Genomic DNA, 14,769 nt, shown 5'->3' on the forward strand with positions numbered 1-14,769 from the left:
GTAGACAGGGTGCGAAGCCGGCGTCTGACTGCCGGCGGGTGGGGGACGATTCCGATTTCGCTCGGGATGCAGACAGCATCCCGATGGCCGAATCCCATCGTCTAAGGAGTTCCGCATCAGCGATCCCCGCACCAATGAGCGCATCCGCGTCCCCGAGGTCCGCCTCGTCGGCCCCGCGGGTGAGCAGATCGGCGTCGTCCGCATCGAGGCGGCGCTGCGCCTTGCGCAGGAAGCCGACCTCGACCTCGTCGAGGTGGCCCCCAACTCGAAGCCCCCCGTGGTCAAGATCATGGACTACGGCAAGTTCAAGTACGAAGCCGCCCAGAAGGAGAAGGAAGCTCGCCGCAACCAGGCGAACACCGTTCTCAAGGAGGTCCGCTTCCGTCTGAAGATCGAGGCGCACGACTACACGACGAAGCTCAAGCGCGCCGAGGGCTTCCTCAAGGCCGGTGACAAGGTCAAGGCCATGATCCTGTTCCGCGGTCGGGAGCAGTCGCGTCCCGAGCAGGGTGTGCGTCTCCTGCGCAAGTTCGCCGAGGACGTCGCCGAGCTCGGCACCGTCGAGTCGAACCCGACGATCGACGGTCGCAACATGGTGATGATCGTGGCCCCGCTGAAGAGCAAGTCCGAGGCGAAGCAGGAGCAGAACGCCGTCCGCGATGCCAAGAAGCAGGCAGCCCGTGACGCCAAGCACGAGGCCGATGCTCCGGCCGACGCCGCGGCGGAGTGACGACCGCCCCCACCGACTCCCGCACCGCGGGTTGACCCCGTCGCCTGAGAAGGCGCCATACGAAGGAAGAGAAGATGCCGAAGCAGAAGACCCACTCGGGTGCTAAGAAGCGCTTCAAGATCACCGGCAGCGGCAAGCTGAAGAAGCAGCAGGCGAACATGCGCCACAACCTCGAGCACAAGTCGAGCCGTCGCACCCGTCGCCTGAACCAGGACCAGGTGCTCGCGAAGGCCGACTTCAAGGTCGCCAAGAAGCTCCTCGGCCGCTGACGCGCCGAACGCACGAATAGGAACACACGAAAATGGCAAGAGTCAAGCGGGCAGTAAACGCCCACAAGAAGCGCCGCGTCATCCTCGAGCGCGCGTCCGGCTACCGCGGTCAGCGTTCGCGCCTGTACCGGAAGGCCAAGGAGCAGGTCATCCACTCCCTGGTCTACTCGTACCGGGACCGTCGCAAGCGCAAGGGCGACTTCCGTCGCCTCTGGATCCAGCGCATCAACGCCGCTGCACGCCAGAACGGCATCACGTACAACCGCTTCATCCAGGGCCTCGGCCTCGCGGGCGTGACGGTCGACCGTCGCATGCTCGCCGACCTCGCGGTCAACGACGCGGCCACGTTCGCGACGCTCGTCGAGACGGCCAAGAAGGCTCTGCCTTCCGACGTCAACGCGCCGAAGTCGGCCGCGTAAGCAGCTCGTCAGTACAGAGGGCGCCTTCCTCCGGGAAGGCGCCCTCTGTCGTTCCCCCGCTGTTCTCCGCGGATCCGCGTCCGTCGTTCCCTAGACTGAGATCGTGCTGGAGAACCCCCGGTCCCCCCGAGTCCGTGCCGTCGCGAAGCTGACCAAGCGCAGTGCGCGCGCAGAGACGGGTCTGTTCCTGTCGGAGGGACCGCAGGCGGTCCGCGAGGCGCTCACGTACAGTCCCGAGGCGATCGTCGAGCTCTTCGCGACTCCGACGGGCTGGGACAAGCACCCCGACATCCGGGCGAAGGCGTCGGATGCCGACGTCAGAGTCGAGCTCGTCACCGAGTACGTGCTCAACGCGATGGCCGACACGGTCACGCCGCAGGGGCTCGTCGCCGTCGTCCGGCAGACGCCGACCTCGGTGCGCGCGATCTTCGACGCGTCTCCGCGCCTCGTCGCGATCTGCGAGGAGATCCGCGACCCTGGCAACCTGGGAACCATCATCCGGGCGGCGGACGCGGCCGGCGCGGATGCGGTGGTGCTCACCGGCCGCACGGTCGACCCGTACAACCCGAAGGTCGTGCGCGCGACGACGGGATCGCTCTTCCATCTCCCGGTGTCCGTGGGCGCCGAACTCGACGACGTCGTCACGCGCGCGCACGACGCCGGACTCACGATCCTCGCCGCCGACGTCAAGGGCGACGATCTGCTGCAGGCACGCGCTGAGGGGGTGCTCGCTCAACCGACGGGGTGGCTGTTCGGAAACGAGGCTCGTGGACTCGACGACGACGCCCTCGACAGGGCTGACCGGGTTCTCAAGCTGCCGATCTTCGGTCGAGCGGAGTCGTTGAACCTCGCCACCGCGGCGAGCGTGTGCCTGTACGAGAGCGCCTTCGCGCAGCGCGCCGGCACCGCTGGCTGACCTTCTTCCTGAGACCGCCCTCGAATCTTCGACGGACACCCTGACTGGTAGGGTTTGTCCCTGCGCGTGGGCGGAGAAGGGGACCGGGGTCGATGCGGATTCTGATCGTGGAGGACGACGAGCGCGTCGCCGCCGCCCTCGACGCATTCCTCGCGCGATCCGGCTACGCGACGGTCCGCGCGGCTGACGGAGCCGCGGCGCTCGACCTCCTCGGCGCCGACACAGAGGTCGTCCTTCTGGATCTCGGCCTTCCCGACGTCGATGGCATCGATCTGTGCCGCCGCATCCGCGGCCGCTCCGACGTCCCCATCGTGATCGTGACGGCGCGCAACCAGGTCACTGAGCGTATCAAGGGGCTGCGCGCCGGTGCCGACGACTTCGTGGTCAAGCCGTACGACGTGCACGAGCTGCTCGCCCGCATCGAGGCGGTCACGAGACGGTCTCGCCCCGTGCGCCCGGAGTCGGAGGGCCTCGTCGATCTCGAGGGCGGCGCGGTGCGCATCGACCTCGTAGCCCGTCAGGTGGTTGTCGACCGAGAGCCCATCGAGTTGACGCGCAAGGAGTTCGACATCGTCGCAGTGCTCGCGCGGTACCCCGGCGTCGCCGTGCCGAAGGAGCGGTTGATCCGAGAGGTGTGGAACACCGATTGGCGGGGCTTCGGCCACTCGCTGGAGGTCCACGTCGGGGCGATCCGTCGCAAAGCGGGGCAGCGTCGGCTGATCGAGACCGTGCGCGGCGTCGGCTATCGGCTGGCGGGCTGACGGTGCGCAGGCGCCTCGTCGTCGTGTTCCTCGTCCCGCTGGTCGCGATCCTCGTGTCGCTCGGCGGCGTCACGGCGTGGAGCGCGACACGCAGCATCCAGCAGACCTTCTACACCGAGCAGCTGGGCGACCTCGCGTACTTCGTGACCAGTGCGAGGCAGGCCCTTCGCTCGGGCAGCGCCACCGTGATCGATGCGGAGGTGCGCCGGTTCCACGAGGTGTACGACATCGATGTGCGGGTCTTCGATCTGACGGGCACGGCGTGGGCGAAGGGCGACCGTGAGGGCGATGTGCTCTCCGACGAGGAGACGGCGCGCGTGGGCCTCGCATTGTCCGGCCGGCGGGCGGAGGCTCCGGCGCCGGTTTTCCCATGGAGCATCGCCGAGTCTTCGCTGGTCGAACCGGTCTTCGACGATGGAGACGTCATCGGCGCGGTCATGGTGTCGGCCGACACCGCCGCGCCGCGGGCGGAGATCGTGCAGCAGGTCATCGTGCTCTCGCTCGTGTCCGTCGTCACGGTGGGCCTCGGCATCCTGCTCGTGATGCAGCTCGCGCGGTGGGTGCTCTCGCCCGTGCGGCGACTCGACGAGGCGATGATCGCCATAGAGCGCGGCGAGATGGACGCGCGCGTCGCGGAGGACACGGGGCCGCCGGAGTTGCGTCGGATGACGCGGGTGTTCAACGGCATGGCCGACGAGATCGAGCGGGTGATGACGAGGCAGCAGGAGTTCGCGCTCAACGCGTCGCACGAGCTGCGCAATCCTCTCAACGCGCTGCTTCTCCGCGTCGAGCACCTGTCGACGGGACTCGGCGACGACTGGCGCGACGATGTCGAGGAGACACGGGAGGAGGGTCGGCGCCTGGTGCGCATCCTCGAGACGCTGCTGAGTCTCGCCAGGGGCGGCCGCGGCGACACCGCGATCTCGGCGGTGGACCTGACCGCACTCGCCGGGCGACGCGCGGAGGCGTGGCGCGACGTGGCCGGTCAGCGGGGGATCTCCGTCGTGGCACCGAGGGGCGAGCCGGTGATGAGCGCGACCGACCGCACGATCGTCGAGAGCGCTCTGGATGCCGTGATCGACAACGCCGTGAAGTACTCGACGCCCGATTCGGTCGTGGTGGTCGCGGCGCAGCGAGACGAGAGCGTGTGCCGGCTGACCGTGCGGGACCAGGGGCCGGGTCTCACCGAGGCGCAGGCTGCTGCGGCGACCGATCGGTTCTGGCGCAGCGACGACAGGGGAGACACCCCGGGGTCAGGGCTGGGGCTCGCGATCGCGAGCGATCTGCTCGATTCCCTGGGGGCCGAGCTGCTCGTCGAATCCCCCGAGAGCGGCGGACTTCTCGTCACCCTCCTCCTGCCGGACGGAGTGCACTCATGAGACGTCGTCTCCTCGGGCAGCGCATCGTCGCCGGCGTGATCGCCGTGCTGATGGTCGGGTCGATGAGCGCGTGCTCGCCGCGGTCTGCGGAGTGGGGCGACACCGACTACGAGATCGCGGGAGGCGGGGCGAACGGCGTCTACTTCGCCTACGGTGAAGGGCTCGCCGCTGAGCTCGGGTCCGGCTTGGACGTGCGCATGACGGCCGTGCAGACCGCCGGTTCGGTCGACAACCTGCTCCGCGTCGGTTCGGGGGAGGCTCTGCTCGGCTTCGCGCAGGGGGACGCCGCAGCGGATGCCGTGGAGGGCGAGGGTGTGTTCCGGGATCCGCTTCCCGTGCAGGCCGTCGCCCGCCTCTACGACGAGTACTTGCACGTCGTGGTGCGCGCGGACTCGGACATCGACGGGCTCGACGACCTCGCAGGTCGGGTCGTCTCGCTGGGAGCGGAGAACTCGGGCGTCAACGTCATCGCCTCGCGGGTGCTGGATGCGGCGGAGGTCGACCCCGCATCGATCAGCGACCCGGAGCTCGGACTCGCGGCATCGATAGACGCGCTGCAGAGGGGCGGGATCGACGGGTTCTTCTGGGTCGGGGGCGTTCCCACCCCCGGGATCGCCGAGCTCGCGCAGACGACCCCGGTACGGCTTCTGCCGATCGAGCAGAACTGGGTGAACCGGGTCAACGAACGCTACTCGTACGCCTACCGACCCTCCGACCTCCCGGTCGGCCTCTACGGGCTGGAGTCGTCCGAGCCGACGCTCGCCGTGCCGAACTACCTGGTGACCTCGGGCGACACTCCGGCCGGTGTGGTGCGCGACGTGCTTCGGGGACTCTTCGACGGGCGCACCCGGCTCGCACACGATGTGCCGGCCGCCGCACTCCTCGACCGCATCCAGGCGATCTTCACCGGTCCCGTTCCCCTGCACCCCGGCGCGATCCAATACTTCCGCGAGCAGCGCGACTGACGCCTCAAGAAATCCTCAAGAAGTTCTCGTCCCGGCGTCGCGCTCTGCCAATCTGGGGTCGATCGCGCATGATTCGACGGAGAATTCCTATGCCACAGTCCCGACGCCCTGCCCGCAGGCGAGGACCTCGGCATCCCGTCGTCTCAACGCTCGATCGCATCGGATCGGAGGCTTGCTGCCTCGAGCTCCTTGGGGGAGGAGCACGGCAGCAGGGACGCCCCCACGGTTCGCGGGGGCGGACCGGGGGGGCACTCCGCCACCGAGGCGGAACCGCCGCGATCAGGGGATTACGAACGTGTAAATCTCCCCGAGTCCGCCTGGAGCCGCGTCACACACGTGGTTAGTTTGGAGAAATGATGACCTCTGATAAGCCCCTCGTCGTGGTCGACGACGTGCAGAAGCACTACGGCGACTTCCAGGCGCTCACGGATATCAACCTCACGGTGAACGCCGGCGAGGTCGTGGTCGTGATCGGACCTTCGGGTTCCGGCAAGTCCACCCTGTGCCGCACGATCAATCGCCTCGAGACCATCACGAGCGGAACGATCAGCATCGACGGCAAGGCCCTGCCCGCGGAGGGCAAGGGGCTCGCGAACCTCCGCGCCGACGTGGGCATGGTCTTCCAGTCGTTCAACCTCTTCGCCCACCTGACGATCCTCGAGAACGTGACGCTCGGCCCGATCAAGGTCCGCGGCATGAAGAAGGCGGATGCCGAGAAGGAGGCCATGGCCCTGCTCGAGCGGGTGGGGGTCGCGCAGCAGGCGTCCAAGCTTCCCGCCCAGCTCTCCGGCGGACAGCAGCAGCGCGTCGCGATCGCGCGCGCCCTGGCGATGCATCCCAAGGTCATGCTCTTCGACGAGCCCACCAGCGCGCTCGACCCCGAGATGATCAACGAGGTGCTCGACGTCATGGTCGAGCTCGCTCAGGAGGGCATGACGATGATCGTCGTCACGCACGAGATGGGCTTCGCGCGCAAGGCCGCCGACCGCGTCGTCTTCATGGCGGACGGCCAGATCGTGGAAGAGGCGAAGCCCGAGGAGTTCTTCACGAACCCGAAGAGCGACCGGGCCAAGGACTTCCTCTCGAAGCTCCTCACGCACTGAAACCCTCGCGCACCCCGCACACACTTCACAGACCCTGCACCCACAGCACACGAAGGAGACGCACATGCGACGCACACGGACACTGGCAGGACTCGGTATCGCAGCCGCAGCACTGCTCGCCCTGACCGCCTGCAACAGCGGCAGCCCCTCGAACCCCGGCGGAGGCACCGGCGGCGACGAGGGCGGAGAGGACTCGACCTGGTTCGAGGTGGCGACGGACGTCGACCTCGAGGGCAGCCCGACGTTCGACGCCATCAAGGAGCGCGACAAGGTCGTCATCGGCGTCAAGGAGGACCAGCCCGGTCTCGGCTACCTCGACGTCACGACCAACGAGCGCACGGGATTCGACGTGGACATCGCTCGCTGGATCGCGGCGTCGCTCGGCTACGACGAGGACAAGATCGAGTTCAAGCCGATCGCCTCGGCCAACCGCGAGCAAGCGATCACGAACGGTGACATCGACTACTACGTCGGCACGTATTCGATCACCGACAAGCGCAAGGAGCAGATCGCGTTCGCAGGTCCGTACTTCATCACCGGACAGGGCCTCCTCGTCGCCGCCGACAACGACGACATCAAGAGCGAAGCGGACCTGAACGCGGACACCACGGTGTGCTCGGCGACCGGCTCCACGCCGATCCAGAACATCCGCACGAACTACCCGGAGGTTCCGACCAAGGAGTTCGACCTGTACTCCGCGTGCGTCGAGGCTCTGCTCTCGGGCGAGGTCCAGGCTGTCACGACCGACCAGGCGATCCTGATCGGCTACGCGGCGCAGGACCCCGACAACCTCAAGGTCGTCGGCGAGCCGTTCACGGAGGAGCGCTACGGCGTGGGCCTCGCGAAGGACGACGCCGCGCTGCAGGAGTTCATCAACACGATGTTCACCGACGGTGGCGACATCTGGCAGGCGATCTTCGACAAGAACCTCGGCTCCTCGGGCATCGAGGTCACCCAGCCGGCCGTCGACTGATCGACTGAACGACCCGAGGGGGCGGCTCGAGTGGCCGCCCCCTCCTCAGAACCCAGAAGGGGAGGACGGCGTGGACGTCATCTTCGGAAACACCGACCTGTGGGGGAGGGCGCTGGGCAACACCCTGCTGATCTTCTTCGGCGGCGGTGTCCTCGCTCTCGTCCTCGGCATCATCGTGGGCGCCATGCGGGTCTCGCCCGTCCCGATCGCGCGCGGCGTCGGCACGGTGTACGTGAACCTCATCCGCAACACCCCACTGACGCTCGTCTTCTTCTTCTTCGTCTTCGGCTACCCCCAGCTGGGACTGCCGAAGCTCAGCACCACCATCCTCGGCATCCTGGCTATCGGCATCTACACCGCGACCTACGTCGCGGAGGTGCTGCGTGCCGGCATCAACACCGTTCCCGTCGGGCAGGCCGAGGCCGCCAGGGCGATCGGCCTCCCGTTCGGGCAGGTCATGTCTCTGGTCGTCCTCCCGCAGGCCTTCCGCTCGGTCGTCCCGCCCATGATGAGCGTGTTCATCGCCCTGCTCAAGAACACCACGGTCGCCGCGGGCTTCTCGGTCCTCGAGCTGGGAGCCATCCGCTCCTACCTCAGCGAGCGCGGTGAGAACGCGCTCGTCGTGCTCCTGTGGGTCGCGGCGATCTTCGTCGCCCTCGTCCTGCTGCTCAGCTGGCTCCAGCGGTATCTCGAGAACAAGTGGAGGATCGCGCGATGACTTCCGTCCTGTACGACGTCCCCGGTCCCAAGGCGATCCTCCGGAACCGCCTCCTCGGGGTGGCGACCGTCGTCGTCATCCTCGCCCTGCTCGGCTTCATCGTCTGGCGCTTCGCGGTCAGCGGGCAGTTCGACGCATCGCGCTGGTACGTCTTCACCTTCAGCGCCGTGTGGACGCAGATCTTCGGCGCCCTGGGGCGCACCCTCGCGGCATTCGCCCTCGCAGGTGTGCTGAGCCTCGTCGTCGGGTTCGTCCTCGCCATCGGTCGTCTGTCGGATCACGCGTGGATCCGCGTGCCCGTGACCGTCGTCACCGAGGTCTTCCGCGCGGTTCCCGTGCTCGTGCTCATGATGCTGCTGTACTACGGACTGCCGACGGTCGGCGTCAAGATGGAACCCTACTGGGCCGTCGTGATCGCCCTCATGGTCTACAACGGCTCCGTGCTCGCCGAGGTCATCCGCGCGGGCGTCGAGTCGCTGCCCCGTGGTCAGAAGGAGGCCGGCTACGCGATCGGCCTACGCAAGAGCGGCGTCATGCGCCTCATCCTCCTGCCGCAGGCGATCCGCGCCATGCTGCCCGTGATCGTCGCCCAGCTTGTCGTGACGCTCAAGGACACCGCGCTCGGGTTCATCATCACGTACCCCGAGTTGCTGTACTTCGCGAAGCAGCTGACCTCGCAGCAGGGACGCCCCGTGCTGCAGTCCGCGTTCGTGATCGGCGGCATCTACATCGTCATGTGCCTCATCCTGTCGGGCATCGCTCGCTGGCTGGAGATCCGCACCCGGCGGTCGCCCAAGCTCCGCGGAGGAGCAGGCGCACCCGGCGGCCCGAATGAGGGACCGGACCCTCGTCAGCACGAGGGTGGCACGAACACCGAGCTGATCGCCATGCAACGCGGCGCAGGCAGGTTCGACGGCACGAGTACCGGCGCAGGCGGCGTCTGATCGCTTCGCCGCCCGCCGGTAGACTCGACTCTCGTGTCTGAGTCTCTCGAAATCACCCCGGAGGCGGTCGAAGCCGCTGTCGCGGCGGCGCTCGATGCCATCGCCGCGGCAGGCGACACCGCCGAGCTGAAAGCCGCCCGAGCGGCGCACGTCGCGGAGGGGTCGCCGCTCGCGGTGCTCAACGCCTCGATGCGTCAGGTCGCCCCCGAGAACAAGGCGGCGTTCGGCAAGCTCGTGGGGCAGGGACGCGGCCGCGTGACCCAGGCCCTCGCCGCCAAGGAGTCGGAGCTGGCCGCCGCCGAGGTCGCGGCCCGGCTGGAGTCCGAGCGCGTCGACATCACCGCGGTCTCTTCGCGGTCGCGCGTCGGCGCCCGGCACCCGCTCACCCTGCTCAGCGAGCAGATCTCCGACATCTTCGTCGGCATGGGGTGGGAGATCGCCGAGGGCCCGGAGCTCGAGCACGAATGGTTCAACTTCGACGCGCTGAACTTCGACGTCGATCACCCCGCACGCCAGGAGCAGGACACGTTCTACGTCGACCCCACTTCGCGTCACCTCGTCATGCGCACGCACACGAGTCCGGTGCAGGTGCGCTCGATGCTCGACCGCGACGTTCCGATCTACGTGCTCTGCCCCGGCCGCGTCTACCGGACCGACGAGTTCGACGCGACGCACCTGCCGGTGTTCACGCAGTTCGAGGGCCTCGTGATCGACAAGGGCATCTCGATGGCCCACCTGAAGGGCACGCTCGACCACGTCGCGCGCCAACTCTTCGGCCCGGAGGCGAAGACCCGCTTCCGCACGAACTTCTTCCCGTTCACCGAGCCTTCGGCGGAGCTCGACCTGTGGCACCCGACCTTCAAGGGCGGCGCGCGCTGGATCGAGTGGGGCGGATGCGGCATGGTGAACCCGAACGTGCTGCGCGCGGCGGGGATCGACCCCGACGTGTACAGCGGCTTCGCGTTCGGAATGGGCGTCGAGCGGGCACTCATGTTCCGCAGCGACGTGCAGGACATGCGCGACATGGCCGAGGGCGATGTCCGTTTCAGCGAGCAGTACGGGATGGTGGTGTGATGCGCGTCCCGCTCTCGTGGCTGCGTGAATACGTCGATGTCGCAGCCGATGCGACGCCTGAGGACGTCCTCGCGGCGATGGTCTCCGTCGGGTTCGAGGAGGAGGACGTCCACCGCTTCGACCTGGAGGGTCCGATCGTCGTCGGCCAGGTGCTGTCGCTCGAGCCGGAACCCCAGTCGAACGGCAAGACGATCAACTGGTGCCAGGTCGACGTCGGCGAGGAGAACGGCGGCGTCCGCGGCATCGTCTGCGGCGCGCACAACTTCGTCGTCGGCGATAAGGTCGTGGTGACGCTTCCCGGAGCCGTGCTGCCAGGGCCGTTCCCCATCGCGGCGCGCAAGACCTACGGGCATGTGTCCGACGGCATGATCGCCTCGGCGCGCGAACTCGGCCTTGGCGACGAGCACAACGGCATCCTCGTGCTGTCGGATCTCGGCATCGACGCCCCCGTCGGCGCCGACGCGATCGCGCTGCTCGGCCTCGACGACGTCGCGGTGGACGTGAACGTCACGCCCGACCGCGGCTACGCGTTCTCGGTGCGCGGCATCGCCCGCGAGTACTCGCACGCGACGGGCGCGGAGTTCCGCGACCCCGCCGAGCGGGACTTCGCCGAGCTGCAGCCGGGAACCGGCCACACCGCCATCGTCGACGACTCCGCTCCCATCCGGGGCCGGGTCGGGGCGAGCGAGTTCGTCACTCGCGTCGTGCGCGGGGTCGACCCCTCGCGTCCTACGCCCCCGTGGATGATCGCGCGCCTGTCGCTCGCCGGCATGCGGTCGCTCGGCGTGCTGATCGACATCACCAATTACGTGATGCTCGAGCTCGGCCAGCCCCTGCACGGCTACGACCTCGACAAGCTCCAGGGCGGCATCACCGTCCGCCGCGCGACGCCCGGCGAGAAGATGACGACCCTCGACGGTCAGGAGCGGAAGCTCCACGTCGAGGACCTGCTCATCACCGACGACTCCGGCCCGATCGGCCTCGCCGGGGTGATGGGAGGCGGCACCACCGAGATGAGCGAGACGACCGCGAACGTGCTGATCGAGGCGGCGACCTTCGATCCCGTCACGATCGCCCGCACGGCCCGCCGGCACAAGCTGCCGAGCGAGGCGTCCAAGCGCTTCGAGCGCGGTGTCGACCCGCTCGTGCCGTTCGTCGCGGCCCGTCGCGCCGCCGACCTCATGGTCGAGCTGGCCGGAGGAACGCTGACGGACGAGGGCGGCGCGCTCTTCGCCGAGATCTTCGTCGCCGAGATCGAGCTCCCCGCCGGCTTCGTGCAGGGGCTCATCGGCGTGGATTACACGGATGCCGAGATCACGGACGCTCTGACGATGATCGGAGCCGAGGTCGCTCCCGTGACGGGCGAGAGCGCGGAAGAAGCCGGCTGGACCGTCATCCCGCCGACCTGGCGTCCCGACATCACCGACAAGTGGTCGCTGGCCGAGGAGGTCGCGCGCATCCACGGGCTCGACCGCATCCCGTCCGTGCTGCCCACCCCGCCGTCCGGGCGGGGTCTGACCGCCCACCAGCAGGGGCGTCGTCGCGTCGCGAACGCTCTCGCCGCGGCGGGTCTCGTCGAGACGCCGTCGTTCCCGTTCACGACGGAGGCGCAGAACGATCTGCACGGGTCGGCATCGGGTGAGCACCTGCCCAGCATCCGGCTGGCGAATCCGCTCGACGGGTCGGCGCCGTACCTGCGTCGCTCGCTCGTCCCCGGGCTGCTGCAGACCGCGCACCGCAACATCTCGCGCGGCCTGACCGATCTCGCGCTGTTCGAGACCGGTGTCGTCTTCCTTCCCGAGCCCGGCGTCACGTACGGCACCGACGAGGTGCCGCCGCTGGGTGAGCGTCCCTCGGACGAGACCCTCGCGCAACTGAACGCGTCGATCCCGCCGCAGCGCCGCCATGTCGCCGTGCTGCTCACCGGCAATACGGCGGCGCGCCAGCCGGGCCGCGCAGCAGAGCCCTCCGGCCTTTCGGAAGCGCTGGATGCCGTGCGCGTCATCGGCGAAGCGGCCGGCGTCACGATCGACGTCGCCCAGTCGCAGCGCGCGGCGCTGCACCCGGGACGCACGGGCCTGCTCACGGTCGACGGCGCCGAGGTCGGGTACGTGGGCGAGCTCCACCCCGACGTCGCCTCCGCCGCGGACCTGCCCGGCCGCGCGACCGTGGTCGAGCTCGACCTCGACGGCATCCTGTCGCTCGCCGGCGCGAAGTCCGTCGCGCCTTCGCTGTCGACGTTCCCTGCGGCGACGCAAGACGTCTCGCTCGTCGTGCCCGCCGAGGTGCCGGCGGGTGATGTTCGCGCAGCCCTCGTCGTGGGCGCGGGCGAGCTGCTCGAGTCCGTGCGTCTCGTCGACGACTACCGCGGCGACGGGCTGCCGGACGGTGCCAAGAGCCTCACGTTCGCGTTGCGTTTCCGCGCCGACGATCGCACGCTCACGGCCGCGGAGGCGACCGAGGCCAAGCTCGCGGGTGTCGCCGTCGCCACCGAGCGCTTCGGAGCTTCGATCCGGGACTGAACCCGAGCCACGTGCCGTATCCCGACAGCGGATGCGGCACGTGTTCGAGCCCGCTCACCGTTATCGTGGCGAGATGACGACAGTGAACCCGCACCCCACGCCGCCGTCGGTACCGCACGGTACGCGAGCGCTCGGTGAGCCGCCGTTTCTCGCGCCCGGGGATCAGATCGACTGGCACTACCGCAAGCCCGGGTGGCTGCGCGGCGAGCCGTCGACGATCACGCCGATGCGGGTCGTGCGAGACGACGAGCGCGGGCTCGTCGCCTGGCTCGCGCCGGGGACGGAGCAGGAGGGGCAGGGCGCGGCCGACGGGCAGCGTGTGCGCTCGGTTCCGCTCGAGCGGCGCTGGCTCGAACCGCGTCGGCGCATCGTCGAGGAGTGGGTGGGCAACGGCATCCTGCGGATCGCCCCGGCCGGTAAGCCCTGGTCGGTGTGGTTGTTCTGGAGCGGTGTCCGCGGCGACGACTGGACCCTCGCCGAGTGGTACGTGAACCTCGAGAACGCGCACCTGCGCACCGACCGCGAGACGTTCACCTCGGACCATGTGCTCGACGTCGAGATCGGGCGGGACGGACAGATCGTCATGGAGGACGAGGACGAGCTCGTAGCCGCCGTCGAACAGGGCCGCCTGGACGCCGACCAGGCCGCCGAGATCGAGGCGCACGCGGCGGCGGCCATCGCCTCGTTCACCGCCGGAGACTGGCCGTTCGACCCGGAGTGGATCGCCTGGCGCCCCGACTCCGCCTGGACCGTGCCGGTTCTCGACGGGCTCGAGGACTTGCGCGTGCCCTGACGAGCCTCCGCTGACAGCGGATGCCTCTTCCGTCGCGGCGAGGATGCTGATGACATGAGTGCATGACGGATGTACTGATCCTCGGCGGGACGGGATGGTTGTCGGGGCGCATCGCGCAACGCTGGCTGCTGTCGGGTGCGGCGGTGACCTGTCTCGCGCGAGGCGAGCGCCCGGCGCCCGACGGAGCGACGCTCGCGATCGGCAACCGGGACGATCCGGGCGCGTACGACGTCGTCTCGCGCACCGACTGGGATCACGTCGTCGACATCTCGTCGCGAGCCGAACACGTGCGCGGGGCCGTCGACGCGCTCTGGGAGCGGGCGAGTCGCTGGACGTATGTCTCGTCGATGTCGGTCTACGCCGACGACATGACGATCGACGCCGACGAGACCGCGCCCCTCGTCGCTGCAGCCGCGTCCCGCGACGACGATTACGGTGCTCAGAAGGTCGCCGCTGAAAACACCGTTCGCGAGCTGAGGGACGACCGAACGCTGATCGTCCGGCCGGGGCTCATCGTCGGCGACGGCGATCCGAGCGATCGGTTCGGCTATTGGGCCGCCGCGTTCCTCCGGGCACACGACGAGTCCGTGCTCGTCCCGGTCACGAGCGGCCGGGAGGTGCAGGTCATCGACGCCGACGATCTCGCGCAGTTCGTCGTGACGACCACGGCCACGGGCGTCGTGAACGCCATCGGAGACCGGCATCCGTTCGCCGATGTGCTGTCGCTGTTCCGCGCCCGTGCGCGGCACGACGGGGAGGTGGTGGAGGCCGACGACGACTGGCTGGTGGCCCACGGCGTCGACTACTGGATGGGCGAGCGGTCGCTCCCGCTCTGGCTCCCCGCCGACATGCCGGGCTTCATGTGTCGCTCGAACGATCGCTATCGCGAGGCGGGCGGCGAGCTCCGACCTCTCGCCGACACCGTGGCGAGCGTGATCGCCGACGAGGACGAACGGGGCGTCGATCGCCCGCGGCGCGCCGGACTCACCCGCGACGACGAACTCGCCCTGCTGCGCCTCCTCGGCCCACACGGGCGGCGCGACGTCATCTGACCACGCCGATTTGCGCGTGCCGCGGCGGCCACGCTATCGTCGCGGCATGCCTTCGGCCGCCATCGCCACCCTGACGCTCGCTCCGAGCGTCATCGCTGTGCGCCGACGCCGCGGCGGCCGCCGACTCTAGGCGACCCCGCGCTCCTGCCTG

15 protein-coding genes are annotated in these 14,769 nt (G+C 68.9%); all 15 read left to right on the forward strand.

Annotated features, from left to right (window positions below):
• The first annotated feature begins 91 nt into the window (after positions 1–91).
• The gene (gene infC, locus M3195_RS11320) at positions 92–730 is read left to right on the forward strand and encodes a translation initiation factor IF-3 (RefSeq protein WP_308211586.1); all 639 of its coding nucleotides are present in this window, start codon (positions 92–94) and stop codon (positions 728–730) included.
• Between the two features lie 74 nt (positions 731–804).
• Positions 805–999 carry a 50S ribosomal protein L35 gene (rpmI, locus tag M3195_RS11325; RefSeq protein ID WP_096713646.1) on the forward strand — a complete coding sequence of 65 codons (195 nt, stop codon included), beginning with the start codon at positions 805–807 and terminating at the stop codon, positions 997–999.
• Between the two features lie 32 nt (positions 1,000–1,031).
• On the forward strand, positions 1,032–1,418 hold the full coding sequence (rplT, locus tag M3195_RS11330) for a 50S ribosomal protein L20 (protein ID WP_067200962.1): 387 nt from the start codon (positions 1,032–1,034) through the stop codon (positions 1,416–1,418).
• A 103-nt stretch (positions 1,419–1,521) separates the two neighbouring features.
• Positions 1,522–2,334: a TrmH family RNA methyltransferase gene (locus tag M3195_RS11335; RefSeq protein ID WP_251587533.1), complete on the forward strand. Its 813-nt coding sequence runs from the start codon at positions 1,522–1,524 to the stop codon at positions 2,332–2,334.
• Between the two features lie 92 nt (positions 2,335–2,426).
• The gene (locus tag M3195_RS11340; RefSeq protein ID WP_251587534.1) at positions 2,427–3,095 is read left to right on the forward strand and encodes a response regulator transcription factor; all 669 of its coding nucleotides are present in this window, start codon (positions 2,427–2,429) and stop codon (positions 3,093–3,095) included.
• Between the two features lie 2 nt (positions 3,096–3,097).
• Complete coding sequence (locus M3195_RS11345; protein WP_251587535.1) at positions 3,098–4,474, forward strand: sensor histidine kinase; 1,377 nt, start codon at positions 3,098–3,100, stop codon at positions 4,472–4,474.
• A complete protein-coding gene (locus tag M3195_RS11350) occupies positions 4,471–5,439 on the forward strand; it encodes a TAXI family TRAP transporter solute-binding subunit (protein ID WP_251587536.1) in 969 nt (322 codons plus the stop codon). The genes M3195_RS11345 and M3195_RS11350 overlap by 4 nt, the downstream gene beginning before the upstream one ends.
• Positions 5,440–5,792: 353 nt before the next feature.
• Positions 5,793–6,542 (forward strand): amino acid ABC transporter ATP-binding protein, encoded by a 750-nt coding sequence (locus M3195_RS11355; RefSeq protein ID WP_374209321.1) that lies wholly within the window; start codon positions 5,793–5,795, stop codon positions 6,540–6,542.
• A gap of 64 nt (positions 6,543–6,606) precedes the next feature.
• On the forward strand, positions 6,607–7,515 hold the full coding sequence (locus M3195_RS11360; RefSeq protein WP_251587537.1) for a glutamate ABC transporter substrate-binding protein: 909 nt from the start codon (positions 6,607–6,609) through the stop codon (positions 7,513–7,515).
• A 70-nt stretch (positions 7,516–7,585) separates the two neighbouring features.
• Positions 7,586–8,233, forward strand: a complete 648-nt coding sequence (locus M3195_RS11365; protein WP_096713640.1) for an amino acid ABC transporter permease — start codon at positions 7,586–7,588, stop codon at positions 8,231–8,233.
• Positions 8,230–9,177, forward strand: coding sequence for an amino acid ABC transporter permease (locus tag M3195_RS11370; RefSeq protein WP_251587538.1), 948 nt, complete (start codon positions 8,230–8,232; stop codon positions 9,175–9,177). The genes M3195_RS11365 and M3195_RS11370 overlap by 4 nt, the downstream gene beginning before the upstream one ends.
• A 33-nt stretch (positions 9,178–9,210) precedes the next feature.
• Positions 9,211–10,251 (forward strand): phenylalanine--tRNA ligase subunit alpha, encoded by a 1,041-nt coding sequence (gene pheS / locus M3195_RS11375; protein ID WP_251587541.1) that lies wholly within the window; start codon positions 9,211–9,213, stop codon positions 10,249–10,251.
• Positions 10,251–12,773: a phenylalanine--tRNA ligase subunit beta gene (pheT, locus tag M3195_RS11380; protein ID WP_251587543.1), complete on the forward strand. Its 2,523-nt coding sequence runs from the start codon at positions 10,251–10,253 to the stop codon at positions 12,771–12,773. Before pheS ends, pheT begins: the two co-directional genes overlap by 1 nt.
• 73 nt (positions 12,774–12,846) lie before the next feature.
• Positions 12,847–13,566, forward strand: coding sequence for a DUF402 domain-containing protein (locus M3195_RS11385; RefSeq protein WP_251587544.1), 720 nt, complete (start codon positions 12,847–12,849; stop codon positions 13,564–13,566).
• Positions 13,567–13,628: 62 nt separating this feature from the next.
• Positions 13,629–14,618 carry an NAD-dependent epimerase/dehydratase family protein gene (locus tag M3195_RS11390; RefSeq protein ID WP_251587547.1) on the forward strand — a complete coding sequence of 330 codons (990 nt, stop codon included), beginning with the start codon at positions 13,629–13,631 and terminating at the stop codon, positions 14,616–14,618.
• Positions 14,619–14,769: the final 151 nt, after the last annotated feature.

Origin of the sequence: Microbacterium hydrocarbonoxydans, from assembly GCF_023715885.1 — a bacterium.
Lineage (GTDB): Bacteria > Actinomycetota > Actinomycetes > Actinomycetales > Microbacteriaceae > Microbacterium > Microbacterium hydrocarbonoxydans_C.